The sequence below is a fragment of the Sphingobium sp. TCM1 genome, from assembly GCF_001650725.1.
In the GTDB taxonomy this organism is placed as follows: Bacteria; Pseudomonadota; Alphaproteobacteria; order Sphingomonadales; family Sphingomonadaceae; genus Sphingobium.
This window is the reverse complement of the sequence record NZ_LXVX01000001.1, coordinates 38,956-61,739: the sequence shown is the minus strand read 5'-3', so window position 1 is coordinate 61,739 and position 22,784 is coordinate 38,956. Positions and strand designations below refer to the sequence as shown.

The 22,784-nt window shown below is 62.6% G+C and carries 16 protein-coding genes; 13 read left to right on the top strand and 3 right to left on the bottom strand.

All coding sequences use genetic code 11. The features are described from left to right. Positions 1-44 precede the first annotated feature (44 nt). Positions 45-1,103, bottom strand: coding sequence for a MucR family transcriptional regulator (locus A7Q26_RS24385; RefSeq protein ID WP_332308751.1), 1,059 nt, complete (start codon positions 1,101-1,103; stop codon positions 45-47). Between the two features lie 261 nt (positions 1,104-1,364). On the opposite strand from A7Q26_RS24385, the gene A7Q26_RS00250 reads away from it, so the two are divergent. The 13 genes from A7Q26_RS00250 (at position 1,365) to A7Q26_RS00190 (ending at position 17,684) form a co-directional block, all read left to right on the top strand. Then, the gene (locus tag A7Q26_RS00250; RefSeq protein ID WP_084438918.1) at positions 1,365-2,024 is read left to right on the top strand and encodes a TetR family transcriptional regulator; all 660 of its coding nucleotides are present in this window, start codon (positions 1,365-1,367) and stop codon (positions 2,022-2,024) included. An 83-nt stretch (positions 2,025-2,107) separates the two neighbouring features. Beyond that, positions 2,108-3,094, top strand: a complete 987-nt coding sequence (locus tag A7Q26_RS00245) for an alpha/beta hydrolase (protein WP_157102412.1) — start codon at positions 2,108-2,110, stop codon at positions 3,092-3,094. Further along, positions 3,094-4,713 (top strand): carboxylesterase/lipase family protein, encoded by a 1,620-nt coding sequence (locus tag A7Q26_RS00240; RefSeq protein WP_084438916.1) that lies wholly within the window; start codon positions 3,094-3,096, stop codon positions 4,711-4,713. The genes A7Q26_RS00245 and A7Q26_RS00240 overlap by 1 nt, the downstream gene beginning before the upstream one ends. Positions 4,714-4,715: 2 nt before the next feature. After that, positions 4,716-5,249, top strand: a complete 534-nt coding sequence (locus A7Q26_RS00235) for a DUF3237 family protein (RefSeq protein WP_084438915.1) — start codon at positions 4,716-4,718, stop codon at positions 5,247-5,249. 11 nt (positions 5,250-5,260) lie between these two features. After that, positions 5,261-6,340: a hypothetical protein gene (locus A7Q26_RS00230; protein WP_232313611.1), complete on the top strand. Its 1,080-nt coding sequence runs from the start codon at positions 5,261-5,263 to the stop codon at positions 6,338-6,340. A gap of 116 nt (positions 6,341-6,456) precedes the next feature. Continuing rightward, complete coding sequence (locus A7Q26_RS00225) at positions 6,457-6,912, top strand: type II 3-dehydroquinate dehydratase (RefSeq protein ID WP_066854822.1); 456 nt, start codon at positions 6,457-6,459, stop codon at positions 6,910-6,912. Then, positions 6,909-8,201 carry an MFS transporter gene (locus A7Q26_RS00220; protein ID WP_066854819.1) on the top strand — a complete coding sequence of 431 codons (1,293 nt, stop codon included), beginning with the start codon at positions 6,909-6,911 and terminating at the stop codon, positions 8,199-8,201. The genes A7Q26_RS00225 and A7Q26_RS00220 overlap by 4 nt, the downstream gene beginning before the upstream one ends. Positions 8,202-8,268: 67 nt before the next feature. Continuing rightward, positions 8,269-11,220: a TonB-dependent receptor domain-containing protein gene (locus tag A7Q26_RS00215; RefSeq protein ID WP_232313610.1), complete on the top strand. Its 2,952-nt coding sequence runs from the start codon at positions 8,269-8,271 to the stop codon at positions 11,218-11,220. Between the two features lie 64 nt (positions 11,221-11,284). Then, positions 11,285-12,160, top strand: coding sequence for a shikimate dehydrogenase (locus A7Q26_RS00210; RefSeq protein ID WP_066855305.1), 876 nt, complete (start codon positions 11,285-11,287; stop codon positions 12,158-12,160). A gap of 13 nt (positions 12,161-12,173) precedes the next feature. Further along, positions 12,174-14,033 (top strand): bifunctional sugar phosphate isomerase/epimerase/4-hydroxyphenylpyruvate dioxygenase family protein, encoded by a 1,860-nt coding sequence (locus A7Q26_RS00205; protein WP_332308750.1) that lies wholly within the window; start codon positions 12,174-12,176, stop codon positions 14,031-14,033. A gap of 230 nt (positions 14,034-14,263) precedes the next feature. After that, positions 14,264-14,995: a DUF2569 domain-containing protein gene (locus A7Q26_RS00200; RefSeq protein ID WP_232313609.1), complete on the top strand. Its 732-nt coding sequence runs from the start codon at positions 14,264-14,266 to the stop codon at positions 14,993-14,995. Between the two features lie 126 nt (positions 14,996-15,121). Next, the gene (locus A7Q26_RS00195; RefSeq protein WP_066854813.1) at positions 15,122-15,781 is read left to right on the top strand and encodes a M23 family metallopeptidase; all 660 of its coding nucleotides are present in this window, start codon (positions 15,122-15,124) and stop codon (positions 15,779-15,781) included. A 430-nt stretch (positions 15,782-16,211) separates the two neighbouring features. Next, positions 16,212-17,684 (top strand): MFS transporter, encoded by a 1,473-nt coding sequence (locus A7Q26_RS00190; protein WP_066854811.1) that lies wholly within the window; start codon positions 16,212-16,214, stop codon positions 17,682-17,684. A gap of 583 nt (positions 17,685-18,267) precedes the next feature. Here A7Q26_RS00190 and A7Q26_RS00185 read toward each other — a convergent pair. Both A7Q26_RS00185 and A7Q26_RS00180 read right to left on the bottom strand, forming a co-directional pair. Next, positions 18,268-19,632 (bottom strand): efflux transporter outer membrane subunit, encoded by a 1,365-nt coding sequence (locus A7Q26_RS00185; RefSeq protein WP_066854809.1) that lies wholly within the window; start codon positions 19,630-19,632, stop codon positions 18,268-18,270. Beyond that, entirely contained in the window at positions 19,629-22,781 is a 3,153-nt protein-coding gene (locus A7Q26_RS00180) for an efflux RND transporter permease subunit (RefSeq protein WP_066854806.1), read from the bottom strand. The genes A7Q26_RS00185 and A7Q26_RS00180 overlap by 4 nt, the downstream gene beginning before the upstream one ends. Positions 22,782-22,784 lie beyond the last annotated feature (3 nt).

Below are 22,784 nucleotides of genomic sequence, written 5' to 3'. Positions count from 1 at the left end.
CTGGGCGGTGGCGCTCCTGCCGGAGGCGCGCCACCGCGCGGGCATCAGTCCCCGTTGCCCGGCTCGGGCGCGTCGCTGCTGGCCGCTTTGAGCGCCGACTTCGAGGATTTTGTCCTGGACGCGGGCTTTGCCCTTGCGGTGGCGTTCTTGGGCGTGGCTTTGGGCTTCGTGGTTCCGGGCGTCTCCGCTTTCTGGTCCGTCCCCGCTTTGCCAAACGGGATGGAAAGCCGCTTGCGGCCGAGCTTACTCGAAGCCGGCGGCTTTGTTGCGGCGACGGAGGCGGCGTTCGTTGCCGTTTCGGGCGCCGTTTGCGCCTTTTTCCGATTGGCGGCCGACACTTTGTCGACGCCGGTCGCCGCCGCTGAAGACGCCTCCGTTACGACAGAGGAGGTTGTTGCCGTGGCGGCAGATGGCTTGGCTTTGGCTTCTCGCTTCTTGGGAGGAGCGGGCCTGGCGTTTGCCGTTATTGATCCGGGTGCGGTCTTGGAAGGTGTCGCTGTCGGGGCGCGCTTGGACGTGGCAGGTTGCTTCTTCACCCCGGCAGGCGCCGCTTCCTTTGCGGCTGGAATCTCGACCGTCTCTGAGGTGTCGCTGACCTGATCGACTGACGCGGGCGCGGCCTTCCTGCCCAGGCCCAGTCGCGTGGCCACCGCGCGCCGTGCTTCCGAGTAACTCTTCGATACAAGCGGATAGGTTTTGGGCAGATTATAGCGCTCGCGATACTCGGCAGGCGTCAGCCCATGGGTTGCTAGGTGACGCTTCAACGTCTTGTATGGCTTGCCGTCGATCAAGCTGAGGATGAAGTCAGCGGAAGCAAGGCTCTTGCGCACTGAAACGGCGGGCACATGTTCGGGCAGTGCCCCATCGGCTGTGGGCTTGTCAGTGTCTTCCGTCAACGCAGCGCGCGTCGACTTGATGAGATCAGCAAGGCTTTCGCTGGGAACAGAATTGTTGGAGACGAAAGCACTGAGCAACTGGACGGTAAGCGACGTGATATCGGACGGTTTTTCTTCTGCCATGGAGCGCACCCTTGCCGGAGGAGGATAGCCTTTTGCGCGCCACAGCATCAAATGTAAATCGCCCATTTGTTGATTGTGATACACCGTTCGGTCCTCGCTTCCATCGCAATGTTCGTGGAATGCAAAGGTCTATTACTCGTGACGTCTGTTCTGGCTCAAGTCGTGGCATGCCGATGGTTTCCGTAATGACTATCTGTCGTCCCGTCAGTGCTCGCGCGTGTCTCGTTGGCGGTCTCGGCAAGCGGTGCCCCATCCACTTTCACAGATGCCGCGCCGCATCTGGAGTGCAGTAGAGAAGCCCGCTATGAGACGGGCGGCAGAAAGCAGATCGAAGGAAAAGAGCAAGTGGCCAAAGCCGCGCTTACGAAGAATGAGGTCGGACGAAATTCGCGGGCGTTGGAGGCAGAGGAAACCCGTTTCAACATATTGGAGGTTGCGACGGCGGAATTTGCCGACAAGGGACTGAGCGGTGCGCGGATCGACGAGATCGCGGAACGGACCAATTCCTCCAAGCGGATGATCTATTATTATTTCGGCGGCAAGGAAGGGTTGTATCGCGCGGTTCTGGAGCGGGCCTACACGGCCGTGCGCGAGATGGATGCCGACGATCGGCGCGATCATCTGGATCCCGACGCGGCGTTGCGCGATGTCGTTGGTGCGACCTTCGATTATCATAACCAGCATCCAGAATTCGTCCGGCTGGTAATGAACGAGAACATTCTGCGGGGTGCCCATGTCGGCGAGATCCCGGGTATCAAAGAACGTAATCGCAAGGTCATCGATCATCTGCGCGGCATTATGGCGCGGGGTGTGGCCGGCGGTCAGTTTCGCGAAGGCATCGACCCTGTCGAACTGCACATGACGATCAGTGCCCTCTGCTTCTACAATGTTTCGAACCGCTATACCTTTTCCTATGGCTTCGAGCGCGACATGAGTTCGCCCAAGGCGCTGGCGCGCCGCCGCATGAGCGTGATCGACGTGATCGAAAGCTGGTGTCGACGCTGATTGGACTTGCCTGCCAGATCGCCGACGGCTAATTATGTACGGAATAGTTCGCGTAATAAAATGCGGACCAACGGGAGAGAGAGATGCGAGAGCGAAAAGCCCCGGCCTTTGTCCGGGTGATGGCCATGGCCCTCTTGGCAGTGACGGGCGTGGCGCGGGCGCAAAGCCCGGCGACCTCGCCCGAACCGGCGCTGGGTGATCCGATGCCTGAACGCGTCGTGAACTTTGCCAATGGGGTCAAGGTCAGCACGGACATCAGTTTCTCGACGATCCCCGGCTATCGCCCGATCACGCTCGATCTTTATCGCCCGAAAGGCGATGGCCCATGGCCGCTCGTCATCTATGTCCATGGTGGCGGCTGGATGGCGGGGCATACGCGACAATCGGGTGCATTCAGCGACTTTACCGCCGTTCTCGCCGATCTGTCGGCCCGGGGTTATGTGGTGGCGTCGCTAGAATATCGGCTGTCGGGAGAAGCGCCCTTTCCGGCCGCGATTGACGATGTGCGCTCCGGCATCCGTTTCCTTAAGGCCAATGCGAGCAGTTATGGCATCGATGCGAAGCATGTCGCGATCTGGGGCGGTTCTGCGGGTGGGCAGTTGGCGGCGCTCGCGGCGCTCGATTGCGGTCACGCCCCAGGCGGCGAGGACAAGAGCAATATAGGGGAAAACGACTGCGTGCAGGGCGCGGTCGGCTGGTATGGCGTGTATGACTTCGCGACCATGCCGCAGTCCGCCATTCCCCGCGCCGAAAATACCTATCTCGACTGCATTAAGGGCGCCTGTCCGCCTGAGCGGATTGCGGCGGCCAGCCCGGCTTCGCATGTGGATGCCAAGGATCCACCAATGCTGCTGATCCACGGCACGGAGGACAAGACCGTGCCGGCGACCCAGTCGCAGGAATTGGCGGCGAAGCTGAAGTCGGCGCATATCCCTGTCACGCTCGAGATCATTTCCGGCGTGGGGCATAGCTGGATCGGCGCGGATGCAGCGGCGACCCGCGCGGCCAGCCTGCGGGCGCTGGACCTGACATTCCGCTTCTTCGATGCGCAGTTGAAGGCCGGGCGCTGATGCGTTGCATCGCGCTTGCCATTGGCCTGCTGGCGATCGCGTCAGCGGCTTCTGCGCAGATTATCGAGCGTCCGGCGGGCGATCCCGTGCGGACCGAAGCGGGACTGGTGGCTGGGAAGATTCTGCCGTCGGGTGTCCGCGCCTGGCTCGGCGTGCCCTTCGCCGCGCCGCCGGTGCGCGATCTGCGCTGGCGCGATCCCCAGGCTCATGCGCGCTGGGAAGGCATCTGGAATGCCGATCGTCCGGCGCCCGAGTGCATCCAGTCGCTGCGCGGGCGGACCATCAATCATTATTTCGGGGAAGAGGCGACCAGCGAAGATTGCCTCTATCTCAACATCTGGTCCCCTCCTGGGCCACCTCTGGCGGGCCGCCGCTATCCCGTAATCGTCTGGATCTATGGCGGCGGCTTCAATGTCGGTTCGGCGTCCATGGCGAATTATGCGGGCGAACCGCTCGCCGCCAAGGGCGCGGTTTATGTCGCGATAGCCTATCGCGTCGGGCCGCTGGGTTTTCTGGCCCATCCCGGCCTGACGGCCGAAGGGCAGGGCAGTTCGGGCAATTACGGGCTGAAGGACCAGATCGCGGCCCTGCAGTGGGTGAAGCGCAATATTGGCGGTTTCGGTGGCGATCCGGCCAATGTGACGATAGCGGGGCAGTCGGCGGGATCGATGTCCGTCTCGCTGTTGCAGGCGAGCCCGGCGGCCAAGGGTCTGTTCCACCGCGTCGTGGGTATGAGCGGCAGCGCATTGGGCGACCTGATGGCGCCCGTGCCGCTGGCCGAGGCGGAGCGCGAGGGACTGGATCTGCAAAAGGCGCTGGGCGCACAGTCGATCGAAGAGATGCGCGATGTCCCGGCGGACCGTCTGATTGCACTGGCCGCGCCGCTGCGCCGCCGCCCCATCGTGCTGGACGAACATGTCGTGCCCCTGCCCCCCGAACAGGCATTTGCCCAAGGGCGGCAGGCCGATGTGCCCGCGATGATCGGTTTCACCCGCGACGAGTCCTTTCGGTCGTTGGGCCCCATTGCCGACATGACCGATTATCAGCGAGCCATCCGGGCCACATTCCCGGCCAATGCGGAGCAGATTCTGCGCGCATATCCCGCCCGGACGTTAGAGGAGGCCCGTCGCGCGGCTCGCGACGTGGAAAGGGACATGACGCTGGGTTCGCAGATGGCGGCCTGGGCGCAAGCACAGTCGAGCGGCAAGGCGCCGGTTTTCGCCTATTTCTTTACCCGCACCCATCCCTACCGGCCGGGCGTTGCCTTTGCCGATCATGATCCCGCGACTGTCGGCGCCTATCATACCGCCGATGTGCCTTATTGGCTGGGAACGCTGGAGAGCCTCAACCGCTTCCGCGTGACACGCGACTGGACGCCCTATGACCGGCAATTGTCAGATCGCATGATGGACCGGTTGCTGGCCTTTGCGCGCAACGGAAATCCGGGGAACGACTGGCCCGCCTGGCAGGCTGCCCGGCCGCGACTGCTTCTCCTTGGCGACGGAGTGGCACCGGACAAGAGCGGCATGATCGATTGGCCGCATTTCAGGACGCTGCCCCTGCTCAGCGACAATGTCCGGCCGGCGGCCCCCGCCGATCGACCGAGGATCAGGGATTGAAGATGATGATGGACCTGAACAGGCGCGCCTTTTTGACCGGCGGGGGTGCGGTCTTCGCGGGATGGACCCTTGGCGCCACGGCGCTTGCGGCAGGTGTGGACGAGCCGGGCCTGGAATTTGTCTACGAGGCGATCGTGACGCTGGAGCCGACCGTCGAGGTCGGGCGGACGCCGCTGGGCACGCGGCGGCGGGTGCCGATTACGGGCGGCAGCTTCAGCGGGCCGCGCATCCGGGGCAAGGTTCTGGCGGGCGGTGCCGACTGGCAGTTGCAGCGTGCGGATGACTGGACCGTCATAGAAGCTGATTACATGATGCAGGCCGACGACGGCACGCAGATCCATGTCCGCAATGTCGGCCTGACCAACAGCCGGGTGCCAGGAGCGGCGCAGCGTTATCTGCGCACTATCCCCAGTTTCGAGGTGCCGGATGGTCCTCATGCCTGGCTCAACCAGGCCATCTTCGTCGGCACGCTGGGATCGCCGCCGGCGGATGCGCCCAAGCCGTCCGTGCGTATCCGCGTCTATCGCGTGACCTGATGCGCGGGGCTTTGGCAACCTGTGCTGCGCTGGCGATACTGCTGGCGGGCTGCGCGCCCGTGCCGGCAAGGCGCCTTGGCACCGACGCCGGTCCTTGCAAGTCGACCGGGCAATTTTCCTTCGTCTGCGGAGCGATGAAGCCGGAGGATCTCGCCGTCATCCCCGGCACCCGCTGGGTCATTGCGAGTGGTTTCGCGACCGGCGCGGGGCTCAAGATCGTCGACAGCCGCACGCGCAAGGCGGCGCTGTGGTTTCGCGGTGAACCGGATCAGGTCGACCGTGACCCGCATTATGCAGATTGTGATGCCCCACCTGATCTGGCGCTGTTCACCGCGCGAGGACTGAGCCTGCGTCAGACGGGCGCGTCCGCTGCGCGATTGCTCGTGGTCAATCACGGGGGCAGGGAGGCGATCGAGGTCTTTGACGTGAATTTCGACGATGTCGACGCAGCGCCCCGGCTGCGTTGGCGGGGTTGCCTGTCCATGCCCCCTGGTCATGTCGCCAACAGTGTCGCTTCCTACAGCGATGGAACCGTGCTGGCGACCGTACTTACCCGGCCGGGAACCAGCATCACCGATTTCGTGATGGGCCGGGTGACGGGCGGCGTTTATGAGCGCAAGCCTGAAGATGCGGCGTTTCGCCTGCTGCCAGGGACGGAGTTGCCCGGCAATAACGGCCTGGAAACCGCACGCGACGACAGCGGATTCTATGTGATAGCCTTCGGCCTGCGCGAAGTCGTCTCCTATGCGCGGCGGGGTAGCCGGGCGCCGTTATGGCGGGTGCAGGCGCCCGAATTCATGCCCGACAATATTCACTGGGATGGCGATCGGCTGTTGCTTGCGGGCATGGTCCGGGATGAACCGGCGTGTGGCGGCTTGCGCAAGATCGTGAATGGCGTTGCCGATGGCATGACCTGCCATCGCGGCTATGTCGTGGCCCAGCTCAACCCCGCGACGCGTGGCATGTCCGTGGTGGCTTATGGAGCGCCCGATGCCCTGTTCAATGGCGTTTCCGCGGCGGTCGTCATCCAAGATGAACTGTGGCTGGGTTCCTATCAGGCGGATCGTATCGCGATCCGGAGCCTTCGCTGAAAACCGATGTACCATTTGGTACATTTCACTTGCACCGGTTCGTTCTTCGGCGTAAAGCTGATTCTGCAAGATCAGGAAGGACATCCTGACGCGCATTGGGGAGGGAAGGGTCGACCATGGGCCAGCGTTTCATTCATGTTCTGAACGGACCCAATCTCGACCTGCTGGGTGTGCGCGAACCCCATATTTATGGCCAGGAAACCCTGGCCGATGTGGAAGCCGCCTGCCTGCGTGAACTGGATGGAAGCGGCGTCAGCCTGGTATTCCGCCAGACCAACGCCGAACATGAAATGATCGGCTGGTTGCATGAGGCAAGGGCGGGGGCCTTCGGGATCGTCATCAATCCAGCCGCCTTTTCCTATGCGGGCTATCCGGTACTGGACGCGCTCAAAATGTGTGATTGTCCGATCATCGAGGTTCATATTTCCAACATCCACAGGCGCGAGGAGGAATGGCGATCGCGCTCCATCATGACCCGGTCGGTCACGGCCATTGTGTCGGGTATGGGTATCGACGGCTATGCGTTGGCGGTGCGCCATCTGCTCCAGATCGACCGGCGGAACGCAGCATGAGGACCGCGACCGACATGCTGCGGCCTACCCGCGCGCGGCTGGGCGTGCTGGCGCTGATAAGCGTCGCCACCATGCTCAATTATATGGACCGCGCCGTGATGGGCGTCGCCGCGCCCGCCCTGACCGCGGAACTGAAGGTTTCGCCGGAGATGATGGGTTTCATTTTCTCCGCCTTCTCCTGGACCTATGTCGCCGCACAGATACCGGGCGGGCTTCTTCTGGACCGGCTGGGCACGCGTATCACCTATGCCGGATCGCTGATCCTCTGGTCCTTCTTCACCCTGCTCCACGGCATCGCGGGTAATGTGGCAATGTTGTTCGGCTTCCGTCTCGCGCTGGGCGTGGCGGAAGCGCCTTGCTACCCGTGCAACAGCCGCATTCTCAGCAGTTGGTTCCCGCAGGACGAGCGCGCGAGGGCCAATTCGGTCTATGCCGTGGGGCAATATGCGGGGCTGGCCTTTTTCAGCCCGGTTCTCTTCTGGGTCGTGGGGAGTTTGGGCTGGCGCGCGCTGTTCCTGATCGCTGGCGCGCTGGGCATGGCCTTCGGGGTGCTGCTCTACGCCCGCTATCGCGATCCAGGCGAGAGCCTCCGCGTGAACTCGGCCGAACTGGAGCATATTCGCCTTGGCGGTGGACTGACGGTGACGAAGCAGGAAGTGAAAATCCCGTTTTCGTGGTCGAATGTGCGAAAACTGATGAGCAAGCGGCAGATATTGGGTGCTTCGATCGGGCAGTTTTGCGGCAATTCTACGCTTGTCTTCTTTTTGACCTGGTTCCCGACCTATCTGGCGACTGAGCGGGGCATGGATTGGCTGAAATCGGGAACCTTTGCTATTCTACCATATATTGCCGCGTCAGCAGGGGTGCTGCTGGGCGGGCAGGTATCCGATTTGCTGATCCGTCGCACCGGGTCTGCCAATGTCGGTCGCAAGCTGCCGATCGTTGTGGGGCTATTGCTGGCGTCGACGATCATCGCGGCCAATTATGTCCAGAGCAACACGCTGGTCATTGCCATCATGTCGATCGCCTTTTTCGGCCAAGGTATGGTCAATCTGGGTTGGACGCTGATTTCAGACGTTGCGCCGCGGCAGTTCATCGGCCTGACCGGGGGCGTGTTCAACCTCTGCGCTAATCTGGCCGGGATCGTGACCCCGATCGTGGTGGGCCTGATCGTGGGTCAGACTGGCTCCTTCTATGGCGCGCTGGCCTTCATCGGAATGCTGGCCCTGATCGGAGCGGCGGCCTATATTTTTGTTGTGGGGGATGTGCGCCGGGTGGAACTAGACTGAAAGGCAAACGCGGCACCAGCGCGCATCAAATAATATACGAACTGGTTAGTAAAAAAGGGAGGATGGAATGAAGACCGCTTTCAATATGCAGCTTCGCCTCGGCGGATCGCTGGCCGCCATAGCGTTGAGCGCCTGCATCAGCCCGGTCTGGGCTCAGGACCAGGCCGACCCAGCTGCCGCGATCGCACCGCCGGCCACGGACGCCGCAACTGATCAGGCCGAAACCGCCGACATCGTCGTCACCGGATCACTGATCGCGCGTCCGAACAATGTCGCGGTCAGCCCGATCGTCACCGTCTCCGACGAGCTGGTGCAGCAGAGCGGCCAGATAACGCTGGAGGATTCCCTGAACCAGCTGCCCGGCTTTACCCCGTCGGGCAATGCCGGCACGGGCGGACAGGGCGCCGGTGGTCGCGCCACGCTCAACCTGCGCGGCCTTGGTTCCAACCGCAATCTCGTGCTGCTTGATGGGCGCCGGCTGCCCTTGTCCGACATCAACGGCAATGTCGACATCAATATACTGCCTGAATCGATCATCGGATCCGTCGATGTCATCACCGGCGGTGCGTCAGCGATCTACGGGTCGGACGCCATGTCTGGCGTGGTTAATTTCAAGACAGACAAATATTTCGACGGCGTCCGCGCCGACATTCAGAATGGCAACAGCTTCCGAGGCGATTATGGCAAGTTCAACGCCTCGCTGGCGCTGGGCACGAAGTTTGCCGACGATCGCGGCCGCTTGATGCTGGCCTTGAGCTATGGCCAGCGCGATCCCCTGTCGGGTTCGCAGCGCGGCTTCTTCGCCGACAAGGTACCGTCCTCCTTCATCGGGACCGGTGCGTTCGTGCCTGACGCGCTCAACCTGCCGAGCCAAGCGGCGCTGAACGGCGTTTTCGCCCAATATGGTGTTACCAATCCGATCAACCGGACGCTGAACCTCGGCTTCAACAATAATGGTTCGCTCTTCGTCCAGACCGGCGCGATCAACTATCAGGGACCGACGACCGGCGCCTATGCCGTTGTCGGCGGCAATGTGCGTATGCCTGTGGGGCCACAGTTGCAGATACTGAACGCGTTTGAGCGCAAGTCGGCCTTCGCCAAGGGCGAATATGATATCACCGACTCGCTGACCGCTTACGGCCAGTTCCTCTATGTCGACTCCACCGTCACCACCGAAAGCGGCGGCAGCCTGACGCAGTTCGCACCCTTCACCACCATTCCCGTCACCAACCCCTTCATCCCCGCCGACCTGCGCACGTTGCTGGCGTCGCGCGCCAACCCTACCGCGCCATTCCGCTGGAGCGCACGTTACATCGGCGTGGGCGACAAGGGATGGGACGAGAATTACCGGGTCCAGCAATATCTGGGCGGCTTGAAGGGCACGATAGGCGGATCGTGGAAGTTTGACGCCTTCGCTTCCTATGACGAGACGGTTCATAACCAGTCGATGTTCAATGCGGTGCTGAAATCGCGCGTGCAGACCTTGCTCAACGCCCCCGATGGCGGCGCGTCGCTCTGTGCGGGCGGCTTCAATCCCTTCGGCATCGCCAACGCAAGCAGCCTGTCGCAGGCGTGCCAGGATTATGTGACGGCGACCATCAACAGCCACGAAAGGCTGACCCAGACTCAGGTGCAGGGCCAGGTCAACGGGCCGCTGTTCAACCTGCCTGCAGGGCCGGTCCAACTCGCCCTGCTCGCCGGCTATCGGAAGAATAGCTATAAATATGATCCGAGTTCGGATCTGGTGTCCAATAATGTCGAGGCAGTGGTCGGCTCGAACCCGGCACGCGGGGAGATCAGCGTCAAGGAATTCGCGGCGCAGGTGGACATACCCCTGTTGTCCGACACGCCCTTCTTCCATGAACTGGGCGTCGGCGCGGCCTTCCGCTATTCCGATTATAATCCGACCGGCAGCGTGAAGAGCTATGAATTCGACGCGCGCTGGCAGCCCGTCGAAGCACTGCTGATCCGCGGCAGTTACCAGCGGGCCGTGCGCGCGCCCAATATCGGCGAACTCTTCTCGCCCGTCACCGGATCGCAGTTGGCAATCGGTACGCCGCCTGCCGCGATCGGCGATCCTTGTGATATCCGTTCCGCCGCCCGGACGGGCGCCAATGGTGCGCAGGTCCGCGGCCTTTGCCTGGCGCAGGGTATTCCGGCCGCCGCAATCGACGCCTATCAGTTCGCGACCACCGCGACCGGCGGCAATATCCAGGGCAACAGTGCGCTGACACCGGAGAAGGCGAACACGTTTAACGTCGGTTTCGTCTTCAATCCGAAATTCTCGTCGCCCTGGCTGTCGGGCTTTTCCTTCTCGGTCGATTATTACAACATCAAGATCCGCAACGTCATCTCGACCATCAATGGCCTGACGGTGCTCGCCAAATGCTACAATCTGGACGGATCGAACAGCGGCTATTCGAACAGCAACGAATTCTGCCAGCTCATCCAGCGCGACCCGACCGGGCAACTGGTGGCCATCGCCCAGCCCTATCTGAACTTGGGCGCGCTCGACACCGACGGGGTCGATGTCCAGGTGAACTGGTCGCTCCGGCTGTCCGAAGCCGGTATCGGCGATGGATCGGGCAAGATCTACGCCTCCTCGGCCATCGGCTGGCTGAACCATTACAAGGTCCAGACGCTGCCGGGCAGTGCCTCGCAGGATTTTGTCGGCACCAGCACGCCCGGTCGACCGCTGCCCAAGTGGAAGGCGCTGACCACGGTGGGCTACAGCTCTGACGTGTTCGGCATCGGCCTGCGCTGGCGCTATCAGGGTAAGCTGCGCGACATCAGCGCGATCACGACGCCGGCGGCCGAGCAGGTGGGGGTGAAGCCCTATAATCTGTTCGATGTATTCTCGACGCTGGACGTCACTGAAAATGTCCAGTTCCGCGCCGGCATCACCAATTTGTTCGACAAGGGTATCCCCTTCGTCGCCAGTTCGCAGAACGGAACGGATGCGGGCACCTACGACATGGTCGGACGGTCCTTCTACGTCGGCGCGAAATTCAACTTCTGACCTTGGTCCGCCTCCGCCGCCCGGGTGGCGGAGGCGGATTTCCTCCTTTTTGGATTTGACGACATTGACCCAATTCCGCCCTGCCACGGAGCGATATCTGACTGGTCTGATCGGTCGCGATATCCAAGCATCCCTGTCCCCCTGGCTGCATGAAAGCGAAGCTGACGCGCAGGGTATTCGGCTGGTCTACCGTCTGTTCGACCTTGCAGTGGAACAGATGGCGGCGGACGATCTGCCGCGCCTGCTCGATGCCTTGCAACTGTCGGGTTTCGCCGGGGTCAATGTCACGCACCCCTACAAGCAGGCGATCATCGCGCATCTCGACGAACTGTCACCGCAGGCCCGGCAGATCGGATCGGTCAATACGGTCGTGTTCAGGGATGGCCGTCGTTTCGGTTTCAACACGGATGTCACCGGCTTCGCCGAAAATCTGCGATCGGGCCTGCCGCCGGCGGCGCGCTTTGACCGGGTGGTTCAAATGGGTGCCGGGGGCGCGGGAGCGGCGACCGCCCACGCACTCCTCGATCTGGGCGTGGGCGAGTTGTCCCTGTTCGATCCTAACGTGCAAAGGGCAGAGGAGCTATGCGTAGCGCTTTGCGGCACATATGGCGCGGGCCGGGCCATTGTGGGGCAGGATCTGGCATCGGCTGCAGGTGCGGCCGACGGGATCGTCAACGCAACGCCGCTCGGAATGAGCGGCTATCCTGGATCGGCAGTGCCAAAGGCGTTGCTGCGTCCCGAATTGTGGGTAACGGACATCGTCTATTTCCCGCTTGAAACACAGTTGCTGCGTGAAGCGAAAGAGGTCGGCTGCACGACGCTCAATGGGAGTGGTATGACCGTGTTTCAGGCCGTTGGCGCCTTCGAACATTTCACCGGGAGGAAGGCCGATCCCGCCCGCATGGCGGATAACTTTCGGGTCGCGCGGGAAGGGGCATGAGCAGCGGAGGCACATGCGCATGATATTCGGCATCGCCACGGTTTCGCTCAGCGGGACACTGGAGGAAAAGCTGCGCGCTGCTGCTGCGGCCGGCTTCGATGGTGTCGAGATATTCGAGAATGACCTGATCGCGTCCCCGCTGCGGCCACGAGAGGTGCGGTCTCTGCTGGATGACCTGGGTCTTGCCTGCCTGCTCTATCAGCCCTTCCGGGATTTCGAGGGGATGCCCGGCGTTCTGCGGCAGCAGGCTCTCGACCGGGCCGAGGCGAAATTCGACCTGATGGGAGAATTGGGGACGGATCGCATCCTGGTCTGCTCCAACTGTTCGCCGCAGGCGCTGGGCGAACGCAGCCGGATCGTCGCGGATCTGCGGGAGTTGGGTGAGCGGGCCGCGAAGCGCGGCATCGTCGTCGGCTATGAGGCGCTCGCATGGGGGCGTCATGTCTTCGATCATCGCGATGCCTGGGCGATCGTCGAGGAAGTGGATCATCCGTCCATCGGCATCATTCTCGACAGCTTTCATTCCCTGTCGCGCGCCATTCCCAGTGACAGCATTCGCGCCATTCCGGCTGACAAGATCGCCTTCGTGCAACTGGCGGATGCGCCGAAACTGGACATGGATCTGCTCTACTGGAGCCGCCATTTCCGCAATTTTCCGGGGCAGGGCGGTCTCCCCGTCAATGAATATGTCGCAGAGATACTGAGGACGGGCTATCAGGGACCGCTGTCGCTCGAAATCTTCAACGATCGTTTCCGCGGCTGGTCTGCCGACCTGATCGCCGCCGACGGCCTGCGTTCGCTGCGTCATGTCGAAGATGCCGCCAGTCGCCAACTGGGACGTCCCTCTCCGGTGCCGCCTCCGCCGGACAGGGTGCGGCCAGAATTTGTCGAGTTCGCCGTGGAAGCAAAGGACGTGCGCGCTCTGGAGGGCATGTTCCAGTCGCTCGGTTTTACCAGGACCGGGGTGCATCGCACCAAGGCCGTCACGCGATGGCAGGCCGGGTCGGTCAATCTCGTCATCAATGCGGATGCCGTCGGTTTCGGTCACGGGTTCGCGGTGACGCATGGCGCGTCGATCTGCGCGGTGGGGCTGACGGTGCCGGATCGCGACGCCGTGGCTGCGCGCGCTGCATATCTGGGTATCAAGGCGGTCGACGACGAGGAGGCGCCAGGCAATTTGTCGGTTCCGGCCCTGCGCGGCATCGGAGGCAGTCTCGTCTATCTTGTCGGAGAGGACGACGTCGCGGCCATGTGGGCGGAGGAATTTGCGCCGACAGGCGAACTGGCTGATCCACGTCCCCTGACGATCGATCATCTGGCCGCAGTCGTGCGGATCGAAGAATATCTGTCCTGGCAACTCTACTGGCGATCGCTCCTGGGGCTTCAGCAGAGCTTGCAGTCGGATGTCATCGATCCGTCCGGTCTGGTTCTCAGCCAGCCCTTGCAGTCAGCCGACGGGGCGCTGAGGCTGACACTCAACGCGTCGGAGGCGACCGGAACGCTCTCATCGCGCTTCGTCGAACATAGTTTCGGCGGCGGCTATCAGCATATCGCCCTCGGCACGTCGGACCTTGTGGTCAAGGCAAAGAGGTTGGCGGAGAGCGGGGCGGAAACCTTGTCCCTTCCCGACAATTATTATGCCGACCTGTCCGCGCGATTCGGATTCGACGCGGATATAAGGGCCAGACTGGCCGGCGCGCATATTCTATATGATCGCAGCGGGGAGGGCGAATATTGGCAACTCTACAGCCGTGCCTTCCAGAAGCGCTTCTTCTTCGAATTTGTGGAGCGCAAGGCGTATGAGGGCTATGGGGCGCCCAATGCCGGGATAAGGCTGGCCGCACAGGAGCGTTTCAAGCCAGGCGTGCTGTGAGCCGGATGTGCAGACATGGGGGGAGGAACGCAGGATCGGACGGACGGTCATTCGTCGGTCCGTCATTCTTTGAACATTCTGCGTCGATGGAAGTTGAAGGGAAAATTTACGCTCGCCGATTATGATGGCGACGGATAGACTTCGGATGTCAGGATCGATTGATGTTAAGCGCTTGGCCAAAGCTGAACCGATCAATCGCTGCTTGGGCCGATCGACGGGGCCGGGCGGTCGTGTCTTTTGTCGATTTCCGGCTTGAACCGCTCATTCCGCTCTGGATAGGAACGGTGGTCCTGATCGCGTTCGGCAAGATCCTGCCCGCGTCGATGCCGGCGCGATCGTTGACGGATGTGGCTACGATGCTGTTGCCCTTCCTGCTTGTGGCGCTGTCTCCCATCGTTGGCTATCGCGTGGCGCTCGGTTGCTTTCCGTTCAACCCATTGGCCTCCCAGCCCTCGTTTCGTCTTTGCCGTTTGGGTAGCTGGCGTCGGGTCGATCCGCTGACGGCGCGCGCCAATCCGGCATTTGGGCCCCACGGGTTCATGGCTTCGCTGCTTGCCGGGCTTCTGCTCAACGTGCCCTTCCGCACGGCGGAGTTCCTGGCAGCCGTCCCCGCGATCGGCACAAGCGCCCCGGCCTGGGCGCAGGTCATCATGAATGCCATGGTGCTGGACGTGATCGTCATGAATTTCTTCTATATCGTCTGCTTCGTGATGGCCTTGCGCGCGGCTCCCCTATTTCCGCGGATGCTTCTGTTCGTCTGGGTGGCTGACATCATGATGCAATTGTCGATTGCGCAAGCCGTGGCCAGCGCACCCGATCTTCCGTCAAGCATCGGGCCGGCGGTCAAGGACTTGTTGCTGGGCAACATTCAGAAGGTGCTGATCAGTGCGACCTTGTGGTTGCCCTATTTGATCCTTTCGGATCGGATCAATATAACCTTTCGGGCGCGCATTCGGGCTTGAATCTCCATTGTGATTAATCTTGTCCTTTGCTGATACATCGCCGTCCGGCCAATTGACTCGAACGACCCTTCGCTTCAACCTTGTGGTTGGAAACGCGCCCACAAAGGACGCGATGGAGGGGCGGCCATGCATTTCTGCGCACTTGCTGCAAGCCGCGCGCGCTATGCCGCCTATCTTGTCGGTGCTGCGGCGTTGGCGCTGCCGATGTCGGCATGGGCTGACGGCACCTTGGTTGTAACCATCACGCCGGCTGGTCGTTACCCGACCCGGATGCAGGGCGCGACGGTCCCGGCGGTCATCACCGTCGGTCGTTCGGCGCAGATGGTAGGGGAACCGGTCCGTTTTTCCCGCGCGTTATTCTCGTCGGTCGCCGTCGCGCTCGATCAGCGGGCTGAGCGGACACAGCGATCGACTATCGGCAGCCTGCCAATCGCCGGCACTGTCACAAGCGGTTTCGGTATGCGGTTTCACCCCTTGCTGGGGATTCACCGTTTTCATAGCGGGGTGGATCTGGCCGCGGCGAAGGGTACGGTCGTCAGCGCGCCATCAAGCGGTACCGTGACACGGGCGCAATGGGCAGGCGGTTATGGTCTCCTGGTAGAGTTGGATAACGGCAACGACACGATGCGTTTCGCCCATCTGTCGCGTATCAGCGTGGCAGTGGGGCAACAGGTCCGCCAAGGCGAGACGGTCGGCTATGTCGGGGCGACCGGGTTGGCGACCGGCGCGCATCTCCACTATGAAGTCCGCAAAAATGGCCATGCTATAGACCCGCTCGATCGCTGACGCCGGACTGACATAGTTAAGGCGAAAATCTGACGCACTGCATGTCAACGGTTGTCGAAAGCGCGAACCGGGGGAATAGCCCATGTCGGCGAGGCCAAGCCGATGAAGGGATCGCTGAGGAGAGCATGTCCCGCTAACAGGGTGCAGCACAGCGTAGATAATTCCCATGCCGCGTTCCGATCGGCGCGGATATCCGCCCTTCGGATCTATTGTGGAATTCTTGATCGGAGCAGGGATGACGACAGGCTTTTCGCGCCGATCAACGCAAAGCCTGATTGCCTCCAACCCGCGATCCCTCTGCAATCAAGCCAAATTGCCAAATGGGGATGAATTCGTATGCGTGCTTGCTCTGCAGAGAGTGCCGTGCGAGCGCAAGAGATCAGCGCAGGCGGCGGCAGGCCGGCCGCGCGCGGGACAGGAAGGGAAAGGCATGGAAAAGCCTCGCCAGGGCTTTGCCGGACTGTGGAATATCAGTTTCGGCTTCTTCGGCATTCAGATCGGCTTTGCATTGCAGAACGCAAATATGAGCCGCGTTTTCCAGTCGCTCGGTTCCAGCATCGACGATCTGTCGGCTCTTTGGGTCGCTGCGCCGCTGACCGGATTGCTCGTGCAGCCCGTGATCGGCCATTTGTCCGATCGGACCTGGCTGGGACGGTTGGGGCGGCGACGCCCCTATTTTCTCGCCGGAGCGATCCTGGCGGCGATCGCGCTGCTGTTCATGCCGCAGAGCGACGGACTGTTGATGGCCGCGCTTCTGCTCTGGATGCTGGATGCCAGCCTCAACATCTCGATGGAGCCATTCCGCGCCTTCGTCGGTGACATGCTCCGCAAGGACCAGCATGTCCTGGGCTATGCGGTGCAGACCGCGTTCATCGGCGCGGGTGCGGTGGTCGGATCGCTCTTTCCTTACCTGCTCGACCAATGGGGCGTCGCCAATGTGGCGGCAGCAGGGGCGGTGCCGGACACGGTGCGCTACAGCTTCTGGGCGGGCGGCGCAGTGCTTTTTGCAGCTGTGCTTTGGACGGTACTCACGACGAAGGAATATGGGCCGGAGGAGATGCGCGCATTTGATGCCGGCGGCGAGAAACATGCGGCGCCCGATCTCGCCGGCCGCTCGATCGCGCCCTGCTTCGTCTGGATGAGCGCGGGGCTGGCGGTTGCGCTGCTGGTCGACGCCTTGGGGATGGAAAAGGAAGTCTATCTGCTCGGCGCCCTGCTGGCAGGCTATGGGGCGGCGAGTCTGGCGGCGATCCTCCTGGCGCGAGCGGGCAGGCGGGATAATATGCTGGCGCATATCGTCGGTGACGTGGCAGGGATGCCGCCGATCATGCGGCAATTGGCGCTCATCCAGTTCTTCAGCTGGTCGGCCTTGTTCATTATGTGGATACACACCACGCCAGTCGTCGCCCAATATATGTTTGGCTCTGCGGACCCGGCGAGTGCCGCCTATCAGGCCGGCGGCAACTGGGTCGGCGTGCTGTTTTCCGTCTACAATGGCGTCGCGGCAATAGCGGCATTGACCCTGTTGCCCTGGATCGCGCGGCGGATCGGCCAGGCACGCACCCACGCCGCGTGCCTGGTGGCCGGCGCAGCTGGCTTTGCCAGTTTCCTGGTCTTGCGCGACCCGCAATGGCTGCTGCTCAGCGAAGTCGGGATCGGCATCGGCTGGGCTTCGATCCTCGCCATGCCCTATGCCATGCTCGCGTCGAGCCTCCCGCCCGCCAAGATCGGAGTCTATATGGGCTTGTTCAACATTTTCGTGGTGGTCCCGCAACTGTTGGTCGCGACGGCGATGGGATCGATCATGAAGGCCTTTTTCCCTGGCGACCCGATCTGGACCATGGCTTTCGCCGCGGCGACGCTTCTGGTGGCGGCGCTGGCGTCATTGCGCATCCGAGTCTGACTGATTCGCGCTCGATAGACCGTCGGCCCGCATCTTGCCGGCGATCGCCTTGATCCACTGCCCCTACGGAAAGCGTAGCGTTCTGCTACGGATGCACATTTTGCAATCACGAACGAATTTTTCGCACTTGCAGCAAAACGTCATTTGAACGAAAAGAAACCTGCCTTTCAGGCATCCTCTCCTAAAACTTTCACGGGCTGGTCTTCGGATCGGCCCTTTTTTTGTGCGTCATTTCAATGATCAGCCACGCTCGTGGCGGTAGCGCCGAAAAGTCTATACTGCTGGTCGCGATGGGATCAACGTCGTTGCGCCGCGTCATCGGCGTGCGGATTGCGCCTGGTGAGTGGGCAGATCAATTGGTTGAGGCGCAGTTCGTCCTGCGCTCCAGACGCGAAGGCGTTGCAAATCCAATCCAGACACCGTGCCAGAAACAGCATGGCCCTCTCCATCCTCTTATTCACCCGATCATAGCATGGGCGCACGGGACGGGAAGGGGGAGAAATAGGGGGCAGTCAAATGATACGGCGCAGTACGGCTTCATGCGCGCGCCTGATCTTGACCAAATTGCCGGGAGAAGAGTGAGCTATTGATCCGCACCGATGACGCGGTAGAGCAGGATGCGGTTGCTCACCAGCGCCAGGTCCGTCGCGATCGCCGATTGACGCGCTCCGTAGAGGGTTCGCTGGCTGGTGAGTGCCGTCAGGAACGTGTCGATCCCGGCACGATAGCGCTGGTCGGCCAGATCATAGGCGCGGCCGCTCGCCGCCACCAGTCGTCGCTGCGCCGACTGTTGCGCGTCGATCGTTCCGTCCCGCGCCAGCGCGTCTGCCACCTCCTGGAAGGCGGTCTGGATCGCCTTCTCATATTGGGCGAGGGCAAGGTCGCGCTGCGCCTTGCTATAGTCGAGATTGCCGCGGTTGGGGCCGCCGAAGATCGGCAGGCCGGCGGACGGACTGGCCGACCAGGCGAAGGCGTCACCTGTGAACAGCGCGGAGAGCGCGGAACTGGCTACGCCGATCGCCGAAGTGAGGCTGATCTTCGGGAATATCGCCGCGCGCGCCGCGCCGACATCGGCATTTGCGGCCTTCAGCTGATGTTCTGCCTGAAGCACGTCGGGCCGCTGGAGCAATATGGTGGAAGACAGGCCCGCCGGCACCTTTGCGATGCCGGCGATCAGGCTGTCGAGCGAAACAGGGAGCAGCGCGTCTTCAACTGGCGCGCCGGCGAGAAGGTCCAGCGCGTTCCGGTCCTGCGCCACCTGCGTGATATTGGCCGCTACGTCGGAAGCGGCTTGTTCGACCGTGGTTTCCGCCTGATGGACGTCCAGCTTGCCTGCAAGGCCTGCGGCGTTCAGCGAGCGGGTGAGGTCGAGCGTCCGCTGCGCGCTGGCTTGCGTCTGGCGGGAAAGGGCCAGCAACTCCTGATCCGCCGCCATGGTCGCATAGGCCGCCGCCGTTTCGGCAATCAGGGTAATCCGGGTCGACCGCGCGCCCTCTTCGGTCGCCAGATAAGTTTCCAGCGCTGATTCCGTCAGGTTGCGGACCCGGCCGAACAGATCGATTTCGAAAGCGCTGAAGCCCACCTCCGCGCTGTAGCTGTTCTGCCGTGCGCCATTCTGCCGGGCAAACCCGGCGGCCGCATCAGCGGTGAGCGTCGGCAACTGGGCGGCGCGCTGGACGCGATATTGAGCGCGGGCCGACTGGACGTTGGCGAGCGCTGCGCGCAGGTCGCGATTGTTCGCCAGCGCCCGCTCGATCACCGTTCTGAGCCTGGCCTCCTGCACCAGCTGCGTCCAGGGCAGTCCGGCTTGACCATCGGGCCGGACGGCGTAGGCCGCCCCCGTCGGCAAGGTCGCAGGCACCGGCGGGGCGGGGCGTTGATAATGCGGAGCCATGTTGCAGCCGGCCAGCAGGAGCGCGGCGCCAATCGGCAGAAGCGTGCGCGTCATGCCGGCACTCCTGCGGCCGGCACTTCGCCGGAAGGCGGAGCCTGACGCTTGTCGGCGCCGAACAGGCGGGCGATGGTGAGGAAGAAGAGCGGCACGAAGAAGATGGCCAGCACCGTGGCCGTCGTCATGCCACCGATCACTGCAGTGCCGATGGCGACCCGGCTCTGCGCGCCCGCGCCGGTGGCGATGGCGAGCGGGATCACGCCGGCGATGAAGGCCAGGCTGGTCATCAGGATCGGGCGGAAGCGCAGCCGCGCAGCCTCCAGCGCTGCATCCCAGGCATTTTTGCCTTCATGATGCGCCAATTCGGCAAATTCCACGATCAGGATCGCATTCTTCGCGGCCAGCCCCATGGTGGTGAGCAGGCCCACCTGGAAGAAGATATTGTTTTCAAGCCCACGCGCCCACACTGCGATGACTGCGCCGACCAGGCCCAGGGGAATCACGAGCAGCACCGCGAGCGGGATCGACCAGCTTTCGTAAAGAGCAGCGAGGCAAAGGAAGACCACCAGCACCGACAGGCCATAGAGCAGCGGAGCCTGGCCGCCGGACAATTGTTCCTGATAGGACAGGCCGCTCCACGCATAGCTGGTTCCGGCAGGAAGCTGCTTCTGCAACGCGACCATCCGGTCCATCGCCTCGCCCGAACTGGCGCCGTCGCCGGCCTGGCCCTGGATTTCGAAGGAAGAGAGGCCGTTGAAGCGCGACACCGTACTCGGTCCCATCGTCCAGCGCGTGGTGGCGAAGGCGGAGAATGGCACCATTTCGCCGGTGCTGCTGGAACGTACCATCCAGTTGTCGAGGTCGCTCGGCAATGCCCGATAGGGCGCATCGGCTTGCATGTAGACGCGCTTCACCCGGCCGCGATCGACGAAGTCGTTGACATAGGTGCTGCCCCAGGCCGAACTCAGCACATCGTCGACATCGGCCTGGGTCAGACCCAGGACCGCCAGTTTCTCGGTATCGACATCGACCTTGAGCTGAGGGGTGTCCTCCAGGGATGCGGCCCGCACACCGGCCAGCATCGGGTCCTTCTGCGCGGCGGCGAGCAACTGGTTGCGCAGTTCGAGGAAGCGTTCACGGCTCAGGCCGCCGCTGTTGAGCAGTTCGAAGGTGAAGCCGTTGGACTGGCCGAGCCCACGGATGGAAGGCGGCGTCATCGCCAGCACTCTCGCATCGCGGATCGCTGCCAATTCCTTGGTCGCGCGGCCGGCGATGGCGCCGGCGGTGTTGGTTGCGCCCTTTCGGTCGTCCCATGGTGCCAGGTTGATGAAGCCCTGGCCGACATTCTCGCCCGAACCCTGGAAGCTGAAGCCCGTCATGATGAAGGCGAAGGCGACATTGTCCTTCTCGTCGTTCAGGAAATAATTCTGCACCTGGTCGATCGCGGCGGCCGTGCGGCCGGATTTGGCGCCGGCGGGCAGCGTCACCTGCACCATCACCTGGCCCTGATCCTCGACGGGCAGGAAGCTGGACGGCAGCCTTACGAAGAGCAGGACCAGCACGGCCAGCACGACGACATAAAAACCCCAGAACAGCGTGCGCCGGGTCATCACCCGTTCGGTGCGGCGGATATAGCCACCGGTCATCCGTTCGAACCAGCGGTTGAACTTGCCCGCCCAGCCCTGGTGCCGTCTTTCCTCGGCCGACGCCTTCAGCAAGGTAGCGCAGAGGGCGGGCGATAGCACCAGCGCGACGACCACCGAGAGCAGCATCGAGGATATGATGGTGATCGAGAATTGCCGATAAATGACGCCCGTAGACCCGCCGAAGAAAGCCATGGGCAGCAACACGGCGGAAAGAACGAGCGCAATGCCCACCAGCGCACTGCCGATTTCCGTCATCGACTTGATCGTCGCGTCACGCGGGGAAAGCCCTTCCTCCTCCATGATGCGCTCGACATTCTCGACGACGACGATGGCGTCGTCGACCAGCAGGCCGATGGACAGCACCATGCCGAACAGGGTCAACGTGTTGATCGAATATCCGAACAGCGCAAGAATGCCGAAGGTGCCGAGCAGCACGACCGGCACGGCGATGGCGGGAATGAGGGTGGCGCGCCAGCTCTGGAGGAAAACATACATGACCACCACGACCAGGGCGACGGCCTCGATCAGGGTCTGGATGACTTCCTCGACCGACAGCTTGATGAACGGCGTGGTGTCGCGCGGAAAGACGACCTTGTAGCCATGGGGCAGGCCCGCGGACAGTTCCGCGACCCTGGCCTTGACCAGTTCGGCGGTCTTGAGCGCGTCCGCGCCGGGCGCGAGTTGCAGTGCTATGCCTGAGGCCGGATGGCCGTTGAGCCGCGCGGCGGTGGTGTAGCTTTCGTTGCCGAGTTCGACCCGCGCGACGTCCGACAGATGGACGATCGATCCGTCGCTCTGCGTCTTGACGATGATCTTGCGGAACTGTTCGGGAGTCTGGAGCCGCGCGCGCGCCGTTACGGTCGCATTGATCTGCTGCCCGGCGGGGGCAGGATCGGCGCCGATCTGGCCGGCCGACACTTCGATATTCTGTGCCCGGATCGCGGTTTCGACATCCGACGGCATCAACTTGACGGCCGCCAGCTTGTAGGGGTCCAGCCAGATCCGCATCGCATATTGCGAGCCGAAAATCTGGGTTGCGCCGATCCCGTCGATGCGCGCGATGGAATCCTGGAAATTATTGACCAGATAGTCGGCTATGTCGGCTTGGGTCGCGGTGTCGGTTTCATCGTAGAGGCCGACCAGCATCAGGAAGTCGGTCTGTTGCTTGGTGACGGTCAGCCCCTGCTGCTGCACGGCGTTGGGCAGCCGGTTGAGCGCCTGCTGCACCCGGTTCTGGACCTGCACCTGAGCTGTGTCGGGGTCAGTCCCCTTCTCGAAGGTGACGGTGATGCGAGACTGGCCCGTCGCCGTCGAGGAGGAGGAAAAATACATCAGGCCGTCGATGCCGGTCAGCTGCTGTTCGATGACCTGGGTGACGCTGGTTTCAACGGTTTCGGCAGAGGCGCCGGGATAGGTGGCACTGATGCCCACGCCGGGTGGCGCGATGTCGGGATATTGGGCAATAGGCAGCGACAGCATCGAGCCAAGGCCGGCGAGCATGATGCCGATGGCGATGACCCAGGCAAAGATCGGCCGGTCGATGAAATAGCGGCTCAGCAAGGC